Annotated in this window: 19 protein-coding genes and 1 tRNA gene; 5 read left to right on the top strand and 15 right to left on the bottom strand. The window is 64.0% G+C overall.

What is annotated here, in order from left to right; all coding sequences use genetic code 11:
* The 5 genes from NKH33_RS06630 to rsfS form a co-directional block, all read right to left on the bottom strand.
* Positions 1-1197 (bottom strand): divergent polysaccharide deacetylase family protein, encoded by a 1197-nt coding sequence (locus NKH33_RS06630; protein ID WP_352918541.1) that lies wholly within the window; start codon positions 1195-1197, stop codon positions 1-3.
* Positions 1198-1400: 203 nt separating this feature from the next.
* The gene (locus NKH33_RS06635; RefSeq protein WP_023678065.1) at positions 1401-2726 is read right to left on the bottom strand and encodes a S41 family peptidase; all 1326 of its coding nucleotides are present in this window, start codon (positions 2724-2726) and stop codon (positions 1401-1403) included.
* Positions 2727-4070 carry a murein hydrolase activator EnvC family protein gene (locus NKH33_RS06640; protein WP_352918543.1) on the bottom strand — a complete coding sequence of 448 codons (1344 nt, stop codon included), beginning with the start codon at positions 4068-4070 and terminating at the stop codon, positions 2727-2729.
* A 151-nt stretch (positions 4071-4221) separates the two neighbouring features.
* Positions 4222-4704: a 23S rRNA (pseudouridine(1915)-N(3))-methyltransferase RlmH gene (gene rlmH, locus NKH33_RS06645; protein WP_023678067.1), complete on the bottom strand. Its 483-nt coding sequence runs from the start codon at positions 4702-4704 to the stop codon at positions 4222-4224.
* A 61-nt stretch (positions 4705-4765) separates the two neighbouring features.
* Complete coding sequence (gene rsfS / locus NKH33_RS06650; RefSeq protein ID WP_023678068.1) at positions 4766-5143, bottom strand: ribosome silencing factor; 378 nt, start codon at positions 5141-5143, stop codon at positions 4766-4768.
* A gap of 240 nt (positions 5144-5383) precedes the next feature.
* On the opposite strand from rsfS, the gene NKH33_RS06655 reads away from it, so the two are divergent.
* Complete coding sequence (locus NKH33_RS06655; protein ID WP_352918545.1) at positions 5384-6241, top strand: mechanosensitive ion channel family protein; 858 nt, start codon at positions 5384-5386, stop codon at positions 6239-6241.
* Between the two features lie 26 nt (positions 6242-6267).
* Here the strand turns inward: NKH33_RS06655 and NKH33_RS06660 are convergent, their stop codons facing one another.
* From NKH33_RS06660 to obgE, 5 genes are all read right to left on the bottom strand, one after another.
* Positions 6268-7557: an MFS transporter gene (locus NKH33_RS06660; RefSeq protein ID WP_352751255.1), complete on the bottom strand. Its 1290-nt coding sequence runs from the start codon at positions 7555-7557 to the stop codon at positions 6268-6270.
* Positions 7558-7813: 256 nt separating this feature from the next.
* The gene (locus NKH33_RS06665) at positions 7814-8401 is read right to left on the bottom strand and encodes a nicotinate-nucleotide adenylyltransferase (protein ID WP_031212055.1); all 588 of its coding nucleotides are present in this window, start codon (positions 8399-8401) and stop codon (positions 7814-7816) included.
* 163 nt (positions 8402-8564) lie between these two features.
* A complete protein-coding gene (locus NKH33_RS06670) occupies positions 8565-9851 on the bottom strand; it encodes a glutamate-5-semialdehyde dehydrogenase (RefSeq protein ID WP_023678072.1) in 1287 nt (428 codons plus the stop codon).
* Between the two features lie 13 nt (positions 9852-9864).
* Complete coding sequence (proB, locus tag NKH33_RS06675) at positions 9865-11019, bottom strand: glutamate 5-kinase (protein ID WP_352504903.1); 1155 nt, start codon at positions 11017-11019, stop codon at positions 9865-9867.
* Positions 11020-11021: 2 nt separating this feature from the next.
* Positions 11022-12053, bottom strand: coding sequence for a GTPase ObgE (gene obgE, locus NKH33_RS06680; protein ID WP_352504902.1), 1032 nt, complete (start codon positions 12051-12053; stop codon positions 11022-11024).
* A 172-nt stretch (positions 12054-12225) separates the two neighbouring features.
* Between obgE and NKH33_RS06685 the strand changes: the two genes are divergently transcribed.
* A complete protein-coding gene (locus tag NKH33_RS06685; protein WP_352918547.1) occupies positions 12226-13095 on the top strand; it encodes an endonuclease/exonuclease/phosphatase family protein in 870 nt (289 codons plus the stop codon).
* A 10-nt stretch (positions 13096-13105) separates the two neighbouring features.
* Here NKH33_RS06685 and NKH33_RS06690 read toward each other — a convergent pair whose 3' ends face one another.
* The 3 genes from NKH33_RS06690 to NKH33_RS06700 all read right to left on the bottom strand — a co-directional run bounded on the left by NKH33_RS06690 (position 13106) and on the right by NKH33_RS06700 (position 14888).
* On the bottom strand, positions 13106-13693 hold the full coding sequence (locus NKH33_RS06690) for a GNAT family N-acetyltransferase (protein ID WP_352471260.1): 588 nt from the start codon (positions 13691-13693) through the stop codon (positions 13106-13108).
* A gap of 119 nt (positions 13694-13812) precedes the next feature.
* Positions 13813-14082, bottom strand: coding sequence for a 50S ribosomal protein L27 (rpmA, locus tag NKH33_RS06695; RefSeq protein ID WP_023678077.1), 270 nt, complete (start codon positions 14080-14082; stop codon positions 13813-13815).
* A gap of 98 nt (positions 14083-14180) precedes the next feature.
* Positions 14181-14888: a 50S ribosomal protein L21 gene (locus NKH33_RS06700; RefSeq protein WP_352918549.1), complete on the bottom strand. Its 708-nt coding sequence runs from the start codon at positions 14886-14888 to the stop codon at positions 14181-14183.
* A 337-nt stretch (positions 14889-15225) separates the two neighbouring features.
* On the opposite strand from NKH33_RS06700, the gene NKH33_RS06705 reads away from it, so the two are divergent.
* Positions 15226-15315: transfer RNA gene (locus NKH33_RS06705), tRNA-Ser, on the top strand.
* Positions 15316-15390: 75 nt separating this feature from the next.
* On the opposite strand, the gene NKH33_RS06710 is transcribed toward NKH33_RS06705, so the two are convergent.
* Complete coding sequence (locus NKH33_RS06710) at positions 15391-15966, bottom strand: DUF308 domain-containing protein (RefSeq protein WP_352918550.1); 576 nt, start codon at positions 15964-15966, stop codon at positions 15391-15393.
* A gap of 77 nt (positions 15967-16043) precedes the next feature.
* Complete coding sequence (locus NKH33_RS06715) at positions 16044-16640, bottom strand: TetR/AcrR family transcriptional regulator (protein ID WP_352918552.1); 597 nt, start codon at positions 16638-16640, stop codon at positions 16044-16046.
* 742 nt (positions 16641-17382) lie between these two features.
* On the opposite strand from NKH33_RS06715, the gene NKH33_RS06720 reads away from it, so the two are divergent.
* Positions 17383-18300, top strand: a complete 918-nt coding sequence (locus NKH33_RS06720) for an alpha/beta fold hydrolase (protein WP_352918554.1) — start codon at positions 17383-17385, stop codon at positions 18298-18300.
* Positions 18301-18510: 210 nt separating this feature from the next.
* Positions 18511-18729 (top strand): hypothetical protein, encoded by a 219-nt coding sequence (locus NKH33_RS06725; protein ID WP_245274746.1) that lies wholly within the window; start codon positions 18511-18513, stop codon positions 18727-18729.
* Positions 18730-18737 lie beyond the last annotated feature (8 nt).

An 18737-nucleotide genomic window follows, 5' to 3' on the forward strand; every position in this document is an offset into this window, starting at 1 on the left:
TCAGCCTTTTTCCGGATCTATGGCCACCGCCGAAACCGGCACGATCTCGATGCCACGCTTCTTGGCCTCGGTCACCCAGGAAGACACCGTATCCACCGTCAGGTCGAAAGCCGAGCCGATGCCGACGGCAAAGCCTTTCGCCCGTGCCGTCGCTTCCAGCCCATCCAGTTTCTTCAATATGGCGCCGCGGTCCTGCACCGCATCGATCGCCGTATCGCCGCCGACGAACGGCACGCCGTCCTTCAGCGCCAGTTCGGGTGCCAGGCTGCGCGCCGACGAACCGTCGTCGACATAGGCCAGACCACGCTTGCCAAGCTCGGCCATCAACGGCCCCATCGCCGTCGCGTCGGCCGAAAAGCGGGCGCCCATATAGTTCATGACGCCGGTGTAGTTGGTCGTTCGCGACAGCGCCCAGCGTAAATTCTTCAAATTCTCGTCCGGCGTTGCAGCCACGGTCAGCGTGTTACGGCCGGGATTGACGTTCGGATAGTCGAACGGCTCAAGCGGTACCTGCATGATGACCTCATGGCCGCTCTGCCGCGCCACCTGCATCCAGCGGCCGATGCTGTTGCCTTGCGGCGCGAAGGCCAGCGTCACTTCCGCCGGCAGCTTGGCGATGGCTGCCTGCGTGCCGGTCTGCGACACGGCAAGCCCGCCGATGACGAGCGCCACGCGTGCACCGCGAGCCCCGGACCACGGCCGCGCATAGACATCGAACGGGCGCCTGCCGTCGGCGGCGCGGATCGGCAACGGACCGGTTTCGCTGGCCTCGACCAGCGCCTTGTCGGGAATATGCGCGATCCTGAGGTTCTGGCCGATCGTCGAAGGGTCGCGAATGACTATGGCCGCCTCGGGTGGACCGTCGCCCCCCTCGGTCTGGACATGGATGATCTGCGGACCGCCCGTCTTCGGCCCGCTTATGTTGGCCCCGCTTGCGTTGCTTGGCGCAGCCATTTCGGGCGTCGCCTTGGCGGGCGCGGCGGCGGTATCCGCCGCCGGCGTCTTCGGCGTCGAAACGGCTGCTTCTTGCAGCTTCCGGAACGGCTTGTCTCGCAAGGCGATGGCGCTGGAGACGCCGACCACGGACAGCACGACAAGAGCGGCCGCGACCGCACCGGCGCTGATCCCGCTGCCTGAGCGCGGCAGCCGGATCGCCTGTCCGAGAGGTCGTTCTATGTCCTTGCCGATATCAGCCAAGCCCGCATCCCCGGCGCGCATCCCCGAAGTGAAACCTTCTCCGGCGGCGCAAAATCCAAAATGTCGGCGCGTCCCCTTGCTTCACTGGACGCGCAGCATGCCGGCCGCGGCCCCCGAATCAAACTGCCGGAGCCTCGCGGCCCCGGCAGCATCGCATCGCTTCGCTCAGGCAGCCAGACCTGTTTGGCCCGGCTTGCCTGCCCTTACTGGTTCAACACGGCCTTTTGCGGATTCGGCGGGAACGCCGGATCCGTCTTCTGGCCGCGCAGCAGCTGCTCGGCATAGATGAGCTGCAAATCGTCCTTCGGTTCCGGCGGCACATAGGCTGCCGAACCCGAACCGGTCGTGCTTTCGTCGGCGCCCTTGATATGGCCCTTGAGGTCCGATTCGCCGCGCGTCAGGTCCCTGCCCTGCAGTTCCGCCGGCAGCGGCTGGTCGACCTTGATGTCGGGCGTGATGCCCTTGCCCTGGATCGACTTGCCGGACGGCGTGTAATAGAGCGCCGTCGTCAGCCGCAGCGCCCCGTTCTCGCCAAGCGGGATGATGGTCTGCACCGAACCCTTGCCGAAGGATTGCGTGCCGACCACCGTGGCGCGGCGCAGATCCTGCAGCGCGCCGGCGACGATTTCCGAGGCACTGGCCGAGCCGCCATTGACGAGCACGATCAGCGGCTTGCCGCCGATGTCGTCGCCGGCCCGCGCGTCGAAGCGGGTGACGTCCTTCGGGTCGCGGCCGCGCGTCGAGACGATCTCGCCACGGTCGAGGAAGGCATCCGACACGCTCACCGCCTGGTCGAGCAAACCGCCCGGATTGAGGCGCAGGTCGAGCACGTAGCCCTTGAGCTTGTCGTTCGGCACCTGCTTCTTGATGGTGTCGATGGCATTCTCGAGGTCGTCATAGGTCTTTTCTGTAAAGGAGGTGATCTTCATGTAGCCGATATCGTTTTCGACCCGGAACTTGACCGCCTTGACCTTGATGATGTCGCGCACGACCGTCAGTTCGATCGGCTTGTCGGCGCCCTGGCGCAGGATGGTGAGCTTGATCGGCGTATTGACCAGCCCGCGCATCTTCTCGACGGCGTCGTTGAGCGTCAGGCCGCGGACCTCCTCGCCGTCGATCTTGGCGATATAGTCGCCGGCGAGCACGCCTGCCTTGGCGGCCGGCGTATCGTCGATCGGCGTGATCACCTTGACCAGGTCGTTCTCCATGGTGACCTCGATGCCGAGGCCGCCGAATTCGCCCTTGGTCTGCACGCGCATGTCCTGCGCTTCTTCGGCATTCATGTAGGAGGAGTGCGGGTCGAGCGACGACAGCATGCCGTTGATGGCATTTTCAACCAGCGACTTGTCGTCGGGCGGCGTCACATAATTCGCCCGCACCCGTTCGAAGATATCGCCGAAGATCGCCAGTTGCTTATAGGTCTCGGAGCCCGCAGCTTTCGCTGTCGAGCCGGGCGCGCCATAGACCAGGCTCATCGCCGATGCACCCATCAGCGCACCGGCAAACAGAAGCGACAGTTTCCGCATCATTCACGTCCTTCCAGAAAAACGGTCCGCCCACCATGGGGCCGGATCGACGGGTTTTCCATCCTTGCGGAACTCGACATAGAGCTCCGGCGTGGCATTTCCATTCTTCGATGCCGAGGTGCTCGCCACCCGGGCCTCTCCCATCGCGCCGACCGGCTCACCTGCGAGCACCGACTGGCCAGACGCGACGCTGATTCTGCTCATCCCCGCCAGGACGACATGATAGCCGTCACCCGCATTCAGGATCAAGAGTTGACCGTAAGAGCGGAAAGGCCCCGCATAAAGCACATTTCCATCCGCCGGCGCTGTGACGATGGCTCCCGATTGTGTCGCAACCATGTCACCGAGCATCACCGCGCCGTTACCGTCGTCGGCCCCGAAGCGCCGCTTGATCCTGCCGGTGACCGGCAGCGCGATCTGCCCTTGAAGCGCGGAAAACGGCGCGGCAGCGGTGAGCCTGTTGCTCTCCGGCACCGGCAGCGAGGCCAATTCCGTCGGCGCCGTAGCCGATACCGGGCCCTTGTCGGCGTCGGCCGTCTTTTGCTCGGCTGCCTTGGCCGCATCCGCCGCCTTGCGGGCTCTGTCGGCCTCGAGCGAGGCGATCAGTTCTTTCAGGCTGCCGGCCTTGGCCGCCAGCGTCGCGGACCGCTGCTTTTCGACGGCCAGCGCGGTTTGCGTATCGGCGGCGAGCTTCTGCTTGGCTTCGAGCAGCATGCCGAGCCGCTTTTTTTCCGCCGCCTGCTCGCCGACAGCTGCCGTCAGCCGCGCCCGCTCGGCCTCGATCGAGGCCGTCACCCGCGACTGCTCCTTGAGGTCGGCCAGCAACATGTCGGTCTGCTGGCGCAGTTCCGGCACCACGGCACCGAGCAGGATGGCGCTGCGCACCGACGACAATGCGTCCTCCGGCTTGACCAGGATCGCCGGCGGCGGATTGAGCCCCATGCGCTGCAGCGCGCCGAGCACTTCGGCCAGAACGTCGCGTCTGGCGGCCAGTGAGGCGCGGATCTTCTGCCCCTGCGCCTTCAGCCCTTCCAGCTTGCCGCCAATGTCCTCGATGTCCTGGCCGAGCTTCTGCTCGGTCATCGCCGACTGGATCAGCGCCGCGGTGATCGAGGCGTGGTCCTTCTTGACAGCCGCTATGTCGGCGGCGAGCTTGGCCAGCCGCTCGGACGACAGCGTGATCTCTTTCGATACTTTTTCGTATTCGGCGCGGCTCTGGTCCGGGTCGGGCGCCAGGTCGAGCGTGTTCTCGGCCCGCGCGACGCCGAGCGAAAGCGCGATCGTCGCCACGGCGATGCCGCAGCGCACGCGCCAGGAGCCCGTTCGTGATTTCCAGTCTTCAGACATTGAAGCCCAACTCTATGCGCGGCTTCGTTAACGAACCATCAACCATGTTCGAGCCCCGGCCGTCATCGACAAACCCCATGAGCCCAAACTGTCGATGAGCATTGGGGCAAAAATCCGGGCGGCTGGCATCAATTCGCCGACGGAGCCGAGTTCATGAACGATGGTAGGGGTGACCGGAAAGGATCGTGGCCGCCCGGTAAAGCTGCTCGCCCAGCATCACGCGGACCAGCTGATGCGGCCAGGTCAGCGCGCCGAGCGACACCGTCAGATCAGCCAGGTCGCGCAGTGACTGGTCATGGCCGTCGGCGCCGCCAATGGCGATCACCAGCGCCTTGCGCCCGCCATCGCGCAGCGAACCTATGCGGCCGGCGAAATCCTCGGAGGAAAGGTTCTTGCCGCGCTCATCGAGCAGCATCAGCGCCGTGCCCGGTTGCAAGTGCGTCTGCAGCTTCTGGCCTTCCTCGCGCCGGCGCTCATTGGCCGTCTGCGCGCGACCTTCGGCAATCTCGACGATCCCGGCGAATTCGAGGCCTACGGCAGGACCGCTCCTGGCAAAACGCTCGAAATAGCGGTCGGCCAACTGCTTCTCGGGGCCGGCTTTCATTCGGCCCACGGCATGAACCGTAATCTTCATCCCTGCCTCGAAGAGCCGCTGATGCATGTCGGACGACGACATGCATCAAGACGAGTACGGCTCAGTGGAGGGTCTCCTCCTCGAGATCAGGCGCCTGCCACATCTTTTCGAGATTGTAGAAGTCGCGGACCTCGGGACGGAAGACATGGACGATGATGTCGCCCGAATCGATCAGGACCCAGTCGGCGCCAGCCAGCCCCTCGACGCGCGCCGTGCCGAGCCCGGCATCCTTCAGCGCCTTGAGGAGATGATCGGCAACAGCCGAGACATGACGGTGCGATCGGCCCGATGCGACGACCATGTAGTCGCCGAGGCTCGATTTCCCCTGAATGTCGATTGAGACGATATTTTCGGCCTTGGAGTCTTCCAGACTGGCAAGGACTGTCTTGATGGCGCGGGACACGGCGTCGTTTACGCTGATCCCGGCCGGCGAAGGCACGATGTCGGCCTTCTTCCGCAGTGCTGTTCTCAGTGTATTTCCTTTCGCAGCAAGAACAACCAAATCACCTCTGAAATCAGGTGACACTGCTTAGATAGGCAGAGTTAGGTTGCAGTTTCAAGACACCGCTCACAAGCAGACGTCCGGTAACGGCCGAATTTGCGGCTTTTCCGGGCCAGAAATTCGGAACCGCCTCGCCCCGCAGCGGTTATCGGCTCATCCACGAACCGGAATCCCGACATGCCGATCGATCCCCAGAACGCCCTCCTCACCGTGCAATCCGGCCTTGCGCAACTCAGCATGCTGATCGTCTCCTACTCGCTTTCGGCGGTCGGCGCCGTCATCCTGCTGGTCATCGGCTACATCGTCGCCGGCCTCGCCGAGCGTTCGATCTATGCCGGCCTCGGCCATATCAGCGGCTTCGACGAAACGCTCCGCCATTTCTTCTCGCAGGTCGTCCGCTACGCCATCCTGGGGCTGGTCGTGATCATGGTTCTCGGCCAGTTCGGCGTGCAGACGGCTTCGATCATTGCCGCTATCGGTGCCGCCGGCCTGGCCATCGGCCTGGCGCTGCAAGGCACGCTGCAGAACATTGCCGCCGGCATCATGCTCTTGGCACTGCGGCCGTTCCGCATCGGCGAATATGTCGAAGTCGGCGCGATATCCGGCACCGTCGAGGAGATCGGGCTGTTTGCCACAACGCTGAGGACGGTCGAAGGCGTCTACGTGCTTGCACCCAACTCGACCCTGTGGAACCAGCCGGTCCGCAACTTCACCCGCAACGGTGTGCGCCGCGGCGACATCACGCTCAGCATCGGCTCCTGGAACGACATCGATTTTGCGCAGAAGACCATGCTCGGTGTCGCCGCCGCCGACCGGCGCGTCAGGCGGCAGCCGGCGCCGATCGCCTTTGTCGCGACTGTCGGCGACAGCACCGTCGCCATCACCTTGCGCTACTGGACGGCGGCTGCCGATTTCTTCGCCGCCCAGATCGACCTCACCAAGAGCGTCAAGCAGGCATTCGATGCCGAAGGCCTTTCGGTCCCGGCGCCGGCACCGAAAGCGCCTCAGCCGGATGCCTCAGCCACGCGGCAATAGAGGATTTGAAACCAGCTGGAGGGTGTTCAAAGTCCTTCGCGCCGGCGCTGATCTTCAGGCGCGAAGGCGAGATCGACAGGCAACGGCGCCTGCGCCGTCATTGGCGCGAAACTGCCGGTCTCGGTGGCGGGCACCGGCCGCACCATGACGACGCGCCAGAGAACGAACAGGCAGTAGGCGGCGGCAATGACGATTGCCACATAGATGAAGGCCTGCGTGCCGTAGACGGCGGAAAGCCCGGTCACAATGCCGGGTACGACGAAGCCGGACAGCGACCAGGCAAACAAAAGCGAGCTCGACAGCGCCACCATGTCGTCCTTGCCGGCGCGGTCGCCGGCATGGGCGCTGGCCAGCGAGTAGATCGATTCCGAGGCGCCGTCCCAGACCACATAGATGACAAGCAGCGCCGCCAGCGCGCCGCCGTCGAAACCGAGGGCAAACAGGCCCGCCGCGGCGGCAAGCGCCGACGCCGCGATCAGCACAAAGCGCCGGTCGGTGCGGTCGGAAATCCAGCCGAGCGGAATCTGCAGGATCAGCGTGCCGGCCGGCATTGCCGAAAGCAGCAAGGCGACGTCGGCCTGGCTGTAGCCCTTGGTCGTGGCATGGATCGGCGCAAAACCCGAGATCGTCATCGACAGGCCGCCGACGGCAAGCATGCCGGCAACGCCGACCGGGGAGATCCGCCAGGCGCGGCCGAGCGCCACGGACGCCGCTTGCGGCGCCGGCGGCTGCGCAAGCCGCGTCAGCCCGACGGGAAGGATCGACAGCGCGGTGAAGGCGATGCCGATCAGCGGCGCATCGGCCGCGCGGATATCGATCAACGCCAGCGTCGAATAACCGACGCCGAGCCCGGCGACATAGGCAACGTAGAAGATAGCCATGACCCGGCCGCGGATGGCGTTGGCGACGACATCGTTCAGCCAGCTCTGCGCGACGATGAACAGGCCGCATATGGCAAAGCCGTAGAGCGCCCGTGCAGCGATCCATGGCAATGGGTGCGGCCCGGCGCCGACCGCGGCGTTGGACAGCACGATCAGCGCCGACAGCACCATGAATACGCGGGCATGGCCGACACGCCGCACCAGCGGCCCGGTCAGGATGCAGCCGGCGAGGCCGCCAGCCGAAAGGCCGGTGACGATCAGCCCCGCCCATGTCGGATCGAAGCCCTCGGCGCCGAGCCGGACTGGGATGTAGGCGAACATCAGCCCATTGCCGACGGCGATCAGCGCCATCGACAACAGGATGCTGGCAATGGCGATCGACGGCGCCGGCTGCCCTAGACCGTTCTTGTCCTGGTCGCGCTCGAGAATCGTCATGACCGAGGATCGCCCATCAAGCAGGTCAAGGCAGCGGCAAAAGCGACATCACCGGACTTGCCTTCTCCCCTTCTTGTGGGAGAAGGTGGATTGCCGCGTAGCGCCGAGACGGATGAGGGGTGCTGGAAGAAATGCAGCGTAAAAAGACCGAGGGATTTTAAGTGCTTAGTTCTTCAAGCTAGCGATCATTCCAGCACCCCTCATCCGACCGAGCTTCGCTCGGCCACCTTGTCCCACAGGGGGGAGAAGGAGACTCCTATCCCTTTGCCACCTTGCGGATCGCGCTCGACGACAGCGACGAACGCGGGCCGTGGATGAAGGTCCAGGCCGGCGCCGTCATGCGGGCGAGCCGCGGTGCGTCGCCCTCGTCGACGCGAGCATAGTCGAAGGTCTTGGCGACCACCGACGACAGGAACGACAGCGTCGCACCTGGCCGGTCGACCACCGCGATCGGGAACGTCATGACGATGCGGCGCCAGCGCTGCCAGCGGTGGAAGTCGCGAAGCGAGTCGGCGCCCATGATCCAGACAAAATCGACGCCCGGGTTACGCGCCTTGACCAGCGCCAGCGTGTCGGCGGTGAAGCGGACGCGGTGGGCCGCCTCGAATGCGGTGACCTTGATCTTCGGGTTCTTCGCGATCTTTTCGGATAGCTGCAGCCGCTCGGCCAGCGGCGCCAGGTCTCCGGCATTCTTGAGCGGATTGCCGGGCGTCACCATCCACCACAGCTGATCGAGCGCAAGGCGCCTGAGTGCGATCTCGGCGACCAGCGCATGGCCGGCATGCGGCGGGTTGAACGAACCGCCGAACAGCCCGACCGCCACGCCTTTCCCGGCATGCGGCATGTGCAGATAGTGGGAGGATACGGATTCCTTACCCTCCCCCTTGTGGGGAGGGTCGATCCGCGAAGCGGAGCGGGGTGGGGGTGTTGCAGAGTTCAGCGTCGCACCCCCACCCGGCTCGCGATGCTCGCCACCCTCCCCACAAGGGGGAGGGTAAGACCGGCGCTCAAGGCCTCACCTGTCCCGACCCGCGTACGCGGTATTTGAACGAGGTCAGTTGCTCGACGCCGACCGGCCCGCGTGCATGCATCTTGCCGGTGGCGATGCCGATCTCGGCGCCCATGCCGAACTCGCCGCCATCGGCAAACTGGGTCGAGGCGTTGTGCAGAAGGATCGCCGAATCGACCTCGTTGAAGAACCGGTCGACCGCTGTGGCGTCCTCGGCGATGATCGCCTCGGTGTGATGCGAGGAAAACGTCTCGATATGCTCGATGGCGCCGCCAATGCCGTCGACCAGCTTCACCGCAATGATGGCATCGAGATACTCGGTCACCCAGTCTGCATCGGTCGCGGGCTGGGCATCGGCATAAAGCCTCAGCGCCTCGGCATCGGCATGGATCTCGCAGCCTGCCGCCCGCAAGGCCTCGAGGATCGGCACCAGGTGCGTGCCGGCGGCGGCACGGTCGACCAGCAGCGTCTCGGCAGCACCGCACACCCCGGTGCGCCGCATCTTGGCATTGACCGCGATCTTGACCGCCATGTCGAGATCAGCCGATCGGTCGATATAGAGATGGCAGATGCCCTCGAGATGCGCGAAGACCGGCACCCGTGCCTCGTTCTGCACACGCTCGACCAGGCTGCGGCCGCCGCGCGGAATGATGACCTCGAGATTGCCGGAAAGTCCTTTCAGCATTTCGCCGACGGCGGCGCGATCGGTGGTCGGCACCAATTGTATGGCATCCTCCGGCAGCCCGGCTGCCTTCAGCCCCTCGACCAGGCAGGCATGGATAGCGGCGGAAGAATTCGCCGAATCCGAGCCGCCGCGCAGGATCACCGGATTGCCCGCCTTGAGGCAGAGCGCGCCGGCATCGGCGGTCACGTTAGGCCGGCTCTCATAGATGACGCCGACGACGCCGAGCGGCGTGCGCACCCGTTCGATATGCAACCCGTTCGGCCGGTCCCATGCGGCAATGACATCGCCGACCGGATCGCGTAACCCGGCGATCTCGCTGATACCGTCTGCCATGGCGCGGATGCGGGCGGGATCGAGCTTCAGCCGATCCATCGACGCTGCCGATAGGCCAGCCTCCCTGCCATTTCTGATGTCGATGGCATTGGCGTCGAGGATGTCCTGCTCATGCCGAAGGATCGCCTGAGCCATGCCGAACAGCGCCGCGTGCTTGCGCTCGGCCGCAGCTATGGCCAGCGGGCGGGCCGCGGCACGCGCGCGGCGGCCGATATCGGCCATCAGCGCCACGGTATCATCCCGGGATTTTTCATGCAGCGTCAGCATGGCTCATCCTCCGCTATGTAACCTGGTCACCGACTACTTGCTCGCCACCGGCATGGCTCACCACAAGATCGTCGCGGTGGATCATCGCCGAACGCGCCTCGTAGCCGAGCACGGTTTCGATCTCGGCCGTCTTCAGGCCAGCGATCCTTACGGCATCGGCGGCATCATAGGCAACCAGCCCGCGCGCGATCTCGCGGCCCTCGGGCGACAGGATCGCCACCGTGTCGCCACGCGCAAAATTGCCGCTGACCAGTTTGACGCCGGCCGGCAGCAGCGACTTGCCGGAGAGCAGCGCGCCGATGGCGCCGGCATCGACGGTCAGCCGTCCTGCAGGTTCGAGCTGCCCGGCGATCCAGGTCTTGTAGCCCTTGACCGGATTGGCGCTCGGCCGGAAGAAGGTGGCACGCTCGCCGCGCTCGATTGCCAGCAGCGGCGACAGCCGCGTGCCCGATGTGATGATCATGGCGGTGCCGGCGGCGGTCGCGATCTTGCCGGCGTCGAGCTTGGTGCGCATGCCGCCGCGCGACAATTCCGAAGCAGCGGCACCCGCCATCGCTTCGATGTCGGGAGTGATGCGGTCGACGACCTGAATGAATCGAGCTTGCGGGTCACGCGCCGGCGGTGCCGTGTAGAGCCCGTCAACGTCGGAGAGCAGCACCAAAAGGTCGGCGCCCATCATAGTGGCGACGCGCGCAGCCAGCCGGTCGTTATCGCCATAGCGGATTTCGGAGGTGGCCACCGTATCGTTCTCGTTGATGACCGGCACCGCCTTCATCTTGAGCAGTGTCGAGATCGTCGCCCGCGCGTTGAGATAGCGGCGGCGCTCTTCGGTGTCGCCGAGCGTCAGCAGGATCTGGCCCGATTTCAAGCCATTCTTGCCGAGCGCATCCGACCAGGCGCCGGCTAAGGCGATCTGCCCGACGGCAGCAGCAGCCTGGCTCTCCTCGAGCTTCAGCGCCCGCTTGCCGAGGCCGAGGATGGTGCGGCCGAGTGCAATCGCCCCGGAAGACACGACGAGAATTTCGGCGCCGCCACTGGCCAGCACGGCGATGTCGTCGGCAAGCGAGGCCAGCCAGTCGCGCTTCAGGCCCGTCGTGCGGTCGACAAGCAGCGCCGAGCCGATCTTGACGGCAATGCGCCGATAATTTTTCAGCGATTGCGCGGCCATGGCTATGCGTTCCAGCGCGTCTCGACCGGCGCGGCGACGGCTTCGCGTGCCTCCGCCACCACCCCCATCAGCGCGCGCAGCACCGCCTCGACGCCCTCGCCGGTGACGGCGGAAAGCAGCATCGGCGCGCGGCCGGCCGCGCGTTTCAGCGAGGCGGCTTTCGCCTTGCGCGCGGCGGCATCGAGTATGTCGACCTGGGAAAGCGCGACGATCTCGACCTTGTCGGTCAACCCGTTTCCATAGGCGCCGAGTTCGGCGCGCACGGTCTTGTAGGCCTTGCCCGGATTTTCTTCCTGCGCCGAGACGAGGTGCAGAAGGACGCGCGTGCGCTCGACATGGCCAAGGAAGCGGTCGCCTATGCCGACACCTTCATGCGCGCCTTCGATCAGGCCCGGAATATCGGCAATGACGAATTCGCGACCGTCGATGCGGGCCACGCCAAGGCCCGGATGCAGCGTGGTGAAGGGATAGTCGGCGATCTTCGGCTTGGCCGCGGTGACCGCCGCCAGGAAGGTCGACTTGCCGGCGTTGGGCAGCCCGACAAGGCCGGCATCGGCGATCAGCTTCAGCCTGAGCCAGATGTTGAGCTCTTCGCCCGGCAGTCCGGGATTGGCGCGGCGCGGCGCCTGGTTGGTCGAGGTCTTGAAGTGCTGGTTGCCGAAACCGCCATTGCCGCCCTTGGCCAACAGAAAGCGCTGGCCGACGACCGTCAGATCGCAGATCAGCGTCTCATTGTCCTCGGCAAAGACCTGTGTTCCGGCCGGCACTTTCAGCGTTACGTCGGCACCCTTGGCGCCGGTCATGTTGCGGCCCATGCCGTGCGTCCCGGTCTTGGCCTTGAAATGCTGCTGGTAGCGATAGTCGATCAGCGTGTTCAGCCCATCGACCGCCTCGACCCAGACATCGCCGCCGCGACCGCCGTCGCCGCCGTCCGGGCCGCCGAACTCGATGAACTTTTCGCGCCGGAACGACACCGAACCGGCGCCGCCGTCGCCGGAGCGGATGTAGACCTTGGCTTGATCGAGAAATTTCATCGGATTGTATGGTTTCTGCTATTGGCTTTGCGGGATTGCTCTAAACCAAGGCGGGTCGAAGGGCGAGGGCCGTTTTTGCTACTGTAACGTCGCGCGTAGCTCTGGACGCGTACCATTTGGTTGACCCTTGCCGAAAAATCGATCCTCGGCTTTCCAAGCGCGAGATGTCGGAATGAAGCTGGTAACTTACAATATCCATTACGGCGTCGGCCTCGACGCCCGCTATGATATCGGCCGTATCGCCGATGCCGTGCGCGGCGCCGACGTGATCGCGCTGCAGGAGGTCACCCGCGCTAACCCGAAGAATGGCGGCCGCGACATGGTGGCCGACCTCGGCGAGGCGCTGCCCGACTATTTTGCCGTCTACGGCAGCAATTTCGAAGCCGACGCTGGCTCGCGCCTGGAGAACGGCCGCGCCATCACGACCACCTTCCAGCTCGGCAACATGGTGCTGTCGAGGACGCCGATCCATCTGTCGCGCAATCTCCTTTTGCCGCGCAGCCGCAGTGTCGAGGCGATGAACTTCCAGCGCGGCGCGCTGGAGGCGCTGGTCGAAACGCCGCTTGGTCCGATCCGCTTCTATTCCACCCATCTCGACCATCGCAGCCCGGTTGAACGCCTGAGCCAGATCCGCTTTCTGCGCCAGCGTCTGTTGAAATACCCGCTCGAGGGCGGCGGGCTCTCCGGCGTCGCCGAGATCGGCTTGCCGGAGCTGCCTTCTCCCGAAGCCTTCGTCGTCATGGGCGACTTCAACATGCTGGCCGGATCGCCGGAACATGTCGAACTCGCCGGCCAGCCTGACCACGAATTCGGCATGCCGGTGACCGCCGACCTCGCCATCGATGCCGCCGCACGCCTCGGCGCTGCCGGCGCCGATCTCGTCACCTGGGTCGACCCCAAGCAGCCGGGCGATACCAGCCGCTACAAGCGCATCGACTACATCTTCACCAGCGCCTCGCTTGCCAAATCGCTGAGGCGCCTGTGGGTCGACCGGCAAGCGGCCGGTTCGGATCACTTGCCGGTCTGGCTCGAGATGACGTGAGCCGCATCCATCAAAAATGCACCCAGTTCCGCAGGCTGGTCCAGGTCTTGCGATCGAGGCGGTAGCGTTCGACCGGCACCTGACCGGCAACGATCGAATTCAGCATGCCCTGGCCGGCATACTGGAAGCCGCATTTGTGGATGACCCGGCGCGAGGCCGGATTGATAACCCGCGTCGAGGCGTGCAGCACCTGGATCGTGGTTCTCTGGAAGGCAAGGTCGACCAGTGCGTGCGCTGCTTCCGTCGCGTAGCCGCGCTTCCAGTACGGCTCGCCGATCCAGTAGCCAAGCTCCAGCCCGCGATCCGTGGTGTTGAGCCCGGCACAGCCGACGAAGGTCTCGGTGCCGGCCAGCGTCAACGCATAGGCGATTCCGGCCCGGCGCGATGCCGTCATGGCCAGGAAAGCGCGTGCCTCCGCCTCGCCATAGGGATGCGGCATGCGAGCCAGCATTTCCGCGACATGGCGGTTGTCGGCGAGCGCCACCAATTGCTCGATGTCGCTTTCACGCGGGGCACGCATGACCAGCCGCTCGGTCGCGAGCACCGGGCAATCTATCGTGTAACTTTCGTCGTCTGTCGCTTCCGCTTCGGCAACCATATCAAAGTCCTCCAGGCACAAGAAAAAGGGGAGATGGAAACCCATCTCCCCTGATCCATTTCCTGGCTTGGCCAGACACCGGTCCCGAGATGGGTGCCGGTGTTCTCGTGCGGAACCGGCTACTCCGCTGCCTTCGTCATCGGGTTCACCGATACGTAGGTTCGGCCATTGGCTTTTTTGTTGAAGGTGACTGCGCCAGCTTCGAGCGCAAACAGCGTGTGGTCCGTGCCAATGCCGACATTGGTGCCGGGATGCCACGTCGTGCCACGCTGACGAATGATGATGTTGCCCGGAATCACGGCTTCGCCGCCGAACTTCTTCACGCCGAGCCGCTTGGAATGGGAGTCGCGACCATTGCGCGACGATCCGCCAGCTTTCTTGTGTGCCATCTAACTACTCCGATGCGCCGCGAGGCGCCTAAACGATCTTATGAACGCGTTCGCGTTCCGTTTCAAGTCCGATCCGGCGACGATTGCGTCGGTTCGTTCTACTTCTTCGCCAATTCCTTGGCCTGCTCACGCCAGTCCTTGATCTGGTCGGCGCTGAACGGCAAGTGCTCGTCGATCTTGGCGACGTCCTTGTCGGACAGCTTGGCGATCTGGGCAAAGGTGGTGATGCCCTGTTCGTTGAGCTGGCCGGCGGCGACCGGGCCGATGCCCTTGATCACGGTCAGGTCGTCCGGCTCGCCCTTCGGCGCCTTGAACAACGGTGCGGCGGCTTCGGCAGCCTTGTCCTCGGTCGTCTCGGCCTTGGCTTCCTTCTTCGGCGCAGCCTCTGCCTTCGCTGCTGCCTTCGGCGCGGCTTCAGCCTTCGCCTCGGTCTTGGCTGCAACTTCAGCCTTCGCTTCGGTCTTGGCGGCGGCCTTCTTCGCCGGCTTGGCGCCACCCAGCAGGATTTCAGCAATCCTGACGGTGGTCAAAAGCTGGCGATGGCCGATCTTGCGGCGCGAATTCTGCCGGCGGCGCTTCTTGAAGGCGATGACGGTGCGGTTCTTGCCCTGCTCGACGACTTCGGCGGTGACCATCGCACCATCCACGAACGGTGCGCCGAACGTGACGTTTTCGCCCTCGCCATGCGCGAGCACACTACCGATCTCGACGATGTCGCCGACATTGGCTTCGAGTTTTTCGATCTTCAGGAGATCGTTGGCGGCAACGCGATACTGCTTGCCGCCCGTTTTGATGACTGCGAACATTTTTTGCCTTTCGCTGTTCGGTCGGCCTTGATGAACCGCTTCAGGCGGTTCGGCCGTCTTTTTGTCAGTCTGCGGGTTCAAAAAACAAGCGGCGCGGAAGACCCCTCCACGCCGATTGCGCGCTGTCCCTAACCGAAGGTTCGGCTTGAGTCAAGGCAAGCGCCGCGGGCAAGCTGCGAATGGGTTAAGCCCAGACCTTGCAAATATCGAGCAACGGCCACCGGAGCCTCGAAGAAGCATGGACAGAAGCTGCGGCGCCGGGGCAGATTGGCCCTTGTAACCTGCCTGTCCAGCCGTTATCTAGTGCGCCGCGCCGGCAACGGCGGACCATGACCGCGGAGAGGTGGCAGAGTGGTCGAATGCACCGCACTCGAAATGCGGCATGGGTGCAAGCCCATCGGGGGTTCGAATCCCTCCCTCTCCGCCACTTCGGAATGTGTCCATTCCGGACCCATAGGTAACAGCATCTCTCATCGCGCCGGTGCTGGCTCAAGATGGCACGCTATGCAGCTTTCCGCCGCAATTGGCTCACGCTCAGCCACACCGCCGAAACCAGGAAGTAGAGGGCGCCTACTGCGGCATAGCCGGCCACGTTGGTGATCGATGGCGGCATCGGCATCCGCGCCTGCGCGATGAAAAACGTGCCTGCCAGTGCTGATTGCCCTCCGCTCAGGACCATCGCCCACTGCGCACCAGAGCTCTTCCAACGGCGGACAGCGGTACCGAGTTGAAGCAGGCCGGACAGGATCGCCCATAGGCCGAACACGCCCAGCACCCAGTTCATGCTCATCTTCTGCGCAACAACGACCGCGAACGTTGTCGCCACACTGACCACGACGTTGATGGCCTGGGTGCGATTATGTCCCAATCCTCCGCTGCGCGATGCGTCGACAAAATTGGCCAGGGCATCCCATGCAGGATAAGCCACGAGCAAAACCGCCGCGACCACCCCGGAATGCTGTCCCACCGTAAAGGCAGCCGCCACCCAGACAGCCGAGAACGTCGTCCGAGCGAAGTAATAGAGCTTGAGCCATTGTTCCTGGCTGGCGCGGGAGAGATCGCCACTGTGAACCGTCATTGGATTGTCCTTTCGACTAGTAGGTAGGGTCTCTCGACGAACGTCGCGGAGTGATCGCTAGTATGGTTAGTTGAGATTTAGGCTGGTATCCGGGGGGAAGCGCGGAGCCGCTCCAGGAGCGGGCCGGTCACGACGGCGAATATCTTCGGATCGCCATAGGCCCGGGCTGAAAGCATCGCGCCGTGAACGGTCGCCATGAACGCTTCAGCCTCGGCACGAGGGGTACTCATCAGTCGAAATTGGCCGTGCCGCGCACCGCGCTCCATCACCGATGTCAGCCAAGCCGACAGCGAGCGGAAATGCGCCCGGACCTCAAGGCTAACTTCCTCGGGCAGCACGGGGAGCTCGCTTGCCAACAGCGCGCAGATACAAAACGGGGCGCTGGCGTTCGCGATGCAGGCTTCCCAATACCCGGCATAGATCCGCAACTGTTCGAGCGGATCGGATTCGTGAAGTTCGACATTTGCCATCCCCGCTTCAGTTTCTTCGCGATACCGCGCAACCAGCGTCCGAACCAGATCGACCTTGCTTGGGAAATGGTGATGGATGCTCGCCTTACGGATCCCGACCACATCAGCAACGTCGGCATAACTGAAACCGTTGTAGCCGCCAGCCACGATCAGCGAACGCGCACAAGCCAGGATGTCGTCAGCGGTGGTAGACAAGTTGCTCATGCTTTTACCTACCTTCTGGTAGGATGGCTGTCAAGCCTTATTGCAACGCGAGCGACAAACAGAGAGCAGTAGCGTGGAATTAGGTAGCTATGGCGTAGACGTAGGTCCCATCTTCGTCGTTCACGGCCCTCCATCCATTCAGAAAGCTCCGGGTGTTTGTCGATCGAGGTAGCCATCCCGCTTCGAGGACGAGGCAACACCCTCCGGCCGACCGGACCACCGCCAATCGCCGTGCGGCACTAGGCGTTTGCACCGACTGCGCTATCTCCCCATCGTCAGCTTGTTCTATCGCTGGTTGAACACTGGGAGGTTTCCATGGATCGGCGACTATTTTTGACAGGAATGTTTGGCATTGCCGGGGCCGCGGCCCTTGCAAGCACGGTTCGGCCAATCAATGCGGTGGCCGGCGTTCCAACTGCCAGAAGGGGCATTCTCGATGAACTCGAGGCGCCGGATGTCGAGACCTTCGACGACGACGAAACTCAAGCAGAGTTGCAACCAGTCTATCATCGCCGGTGGCACATGCCGCGCCGGCGCCGCCGGCGCGCCTGGAGAAGGGTCTGTCGCGTTTACTGGCGAAACGGCTATCGGCGCAGGCGGTGCTTCCGCAGGCGCGTTTGGGTCTGGTTTCGATTCTAGCAACTGGCCGGCTTGAACCCTGGCCATCGCGGCCGGGGTTTTCGCCTCAGGCGGCCGTTAGCGCCCTTACGGAGCTTTCCTAAGGGCGCGGAGGAGGCTGACGGTGTTTGCAGGTTTCAGAGCCACCAGCCTACGACTGGACGATACGACGATTTTCGCAAGGGTCGGAGGCACCGGTCCGCCGCTGCTGCTTCTTCACGGTTTTCCAGAAACGCATCTGATGTGGAGGGATATCGCCGCAGCCTTGGCGCCCCGCTTCACGGTCGTCGCCGCCGACCTTCGAGGCTATGGGCAAAGCGGATGCCCGTTTTCCTCTGCCGATCATAGCCCATACGCCAAGCGCGCCATGGCCGGCGACATGGTTCAGGCCATGAAGCAAGTGGGGTTTGAGCGGTTCATGGTTGCCGGGCATGATCGTGGCGGGCGGGTTGCCTATCGCCTGGCGCTGGACCATTCCGACAAAGTGCTCAAAATCGCCGTCCTCGACATCATCCCCACCGCCGCAACATGGGATCGGGCGGATGCCAGACTGGCGCTTGGCTTCTGGCCCTGGAGCCTTCTTGCCCAGCCGGAGCCCCTGCCGGAGCGTCTGATCGGAGCGGCTCCCGATGCTGTCGTCGACGATGCAATAACGCAGTGGGGATCGTCAGCGAAAATGGTCTCCAAAGAGGTCAGGAACGCCTATGTTGATGCGCTTCGCGATCCCGCGCATATTCATGCCATCTGCGAAGAGTATCGCGCCGCTGCGACGATCGATCGTGAACATGACGCGTTGGACCGCGCAAACGGTCGTCGCATCGACTGTCCGCTACTGGCGCTATGGAGTGGCGAAGGCGCCCTGGAGAACTGGTATGCGCAAGAAGGCGGGCCGCTGGCCATCTGGAGGAAATGGGCCGACAGAGTGGCAGGACACGCTGTCCAAGGCGGGCACTTTTTCCCGGAAGAGCACCCCGACAAGACGGCAGCGGCTCTCTCGGAATTCTTCGAGGACAAACAGGTCGGTCAGCACAGGGTATTGTAGAGGTCACATGCTTCAGTTACGCGGAACCTCGGGAGCGCTTCGCCGCCTGAGATCGAGAACCCTCCGGAAATCCGCCCGTCCGGCATCAATGTGCTTGATAAGGGAATGAAGGCGATCTCCACGGCCACGCCTCTGATATGCAGCCTCATGTTTGTCGGAAGTTGCGCATCGCCTTTGCCGGCATCCTTTGATGCTGCGAAATACGACAAGATGAGTTGCGTCGAGCTCAACGTGGCGATGGGCGCTGTCGCCGACGAAATGTCGGCGACAGCCATCGCTCGTGGCAAAGTCGTCCACACCAACATTCCGGGCTGGCTGTTGGGAGGGCAGCGTGTCGCCTCGACCGTGGCTGCCCGCCAGAGTGCGAAGATCGAGCGCTTGCGGCAGCAGGAGGCTGCGATTGCCGCGGCGAGACGAAGCCGGTGCTGATTGCGTCA

It is taken from the genome of Mesorhizobium sp. M1182, assembly GCF_040318335.1.
Taxonomy (GTDB): Bacteria; Pseudomonadota; Alphaproteobacteria; order Rhizobiales; family Rhizobiaceae; genus Mesorhizobium.

Bases quoted from the DNA above. Each gene is read 5' to 3' on its own strand.
- NKH33_RS06635 (WP_023678065.1), bottom strand. From the start codon at position 2,726: ATGATGCGGAAACTGTCGCTTCTGTTTGCCGGTGCGCTGATGGGTGCA.
- NKH33_RS06640 (WP_352918543.1), bottom strand. From the start codon at position 4,070: ATGTCTGAAGACTGGAAATCACGAACGGGCTCCTGGCGCGTGCGCTGC.
- rlmH (WP_023678067.1), bottom strand. From the start codon at position 4,704: ATGAAGATTACGGTTCATGCCGTGGGCCGAATGAAAGCCGGCCCCGAG.
- NKH33_RS06655 (WP_352918545.1), top strand. From the start codon at position 5,384: ATGCCGATCGATCCCCAGAACGCCCTCCTCACCGTGCAATCCGGCCTT.
- NKH33_RS06660 (WP_352751255.1), bottom strand. From the start codon at position 7,557: ATGACGATTCTCGAGCGCGACCAGGACAAGAACGGTCTAGGGCAGCCG.
- NKH33_RS06665 (WP_031212055.1), bottom strand. From the start codon at position 8,401: ATGCCGCATGCCGGGAAAGGCGTGGCGGTCGGGCTGTTCGGCGGTTCG.
- NKH33_RS06670 (WP_023678072.1), bottom strand. From the start codon at position 9,851: ATGCTGACGCTGCATGAAAAATCCCGGGATGATACCGTGGCGCTGATG.
- proB (WP_352504903.1), bottom strand. From the start codon at position 11,019: ATGGCCGCGCAATCGCTGAAAAATTATCGGCGCATTGCCGTCAAGATC.
- obgE (WP_352504902.1), bottom strand. From the start codon at position 12,053: ATGAAATTTCTCGATCAAGCCAAGGTCTACATCCGCTCCGGCGACGGC.
- NKH33_RS06685 (WP_352918547.1), top strand. From the start codon at position 12,226: ATGAAGCTGGTAACTTACAATATCCATTACGGCGTCGGCCTCGACGCC.
- NKH33_RS06690 (WP_352471260.1), bottom strand. From the start codon at position 13,693: ATGGTTGCCGAAGCGGAAGCGACAGACGACGAAAGTTACACGATAGAT.
- rpmA (WP_023678077.1), bottom strand. From the start codon at position 14,082: ATGGCACACAAGAAAGCTGGCGGATCGTCGCGCAATGGTCGCGACTCC.
- NKH33_RS06700 (WP_352918549.1), bottom strand. From the start codon at position 14,888: ATGTTCGCAGTCATCAAAACGGGCGGCAAGCAGTATCGCGTTGCCGCC.
- NKH33_RS06710 (WP_352918550.1), bottom strand. From the start codon at position 15,966: ATGACGGTTCACAGTGGCGATCTCTCCCGCGCCAGCCAGGAACAATGG.
- NKH33_RS06715 (WP_352918552.1), bottom strand. From the start codon at position 16,640: ATGAGCAACTTGTCTACCACCGCTGACGACATCCTGGCTTGTGCGCGT.
- NKH33_RS06725 (WP_245274746.1), top strand. From the start codon at position 18,511: ATGAGTTGCGTCGAGCTCAACGTGGCGATGGGCGCTGTCGCCGACGAA.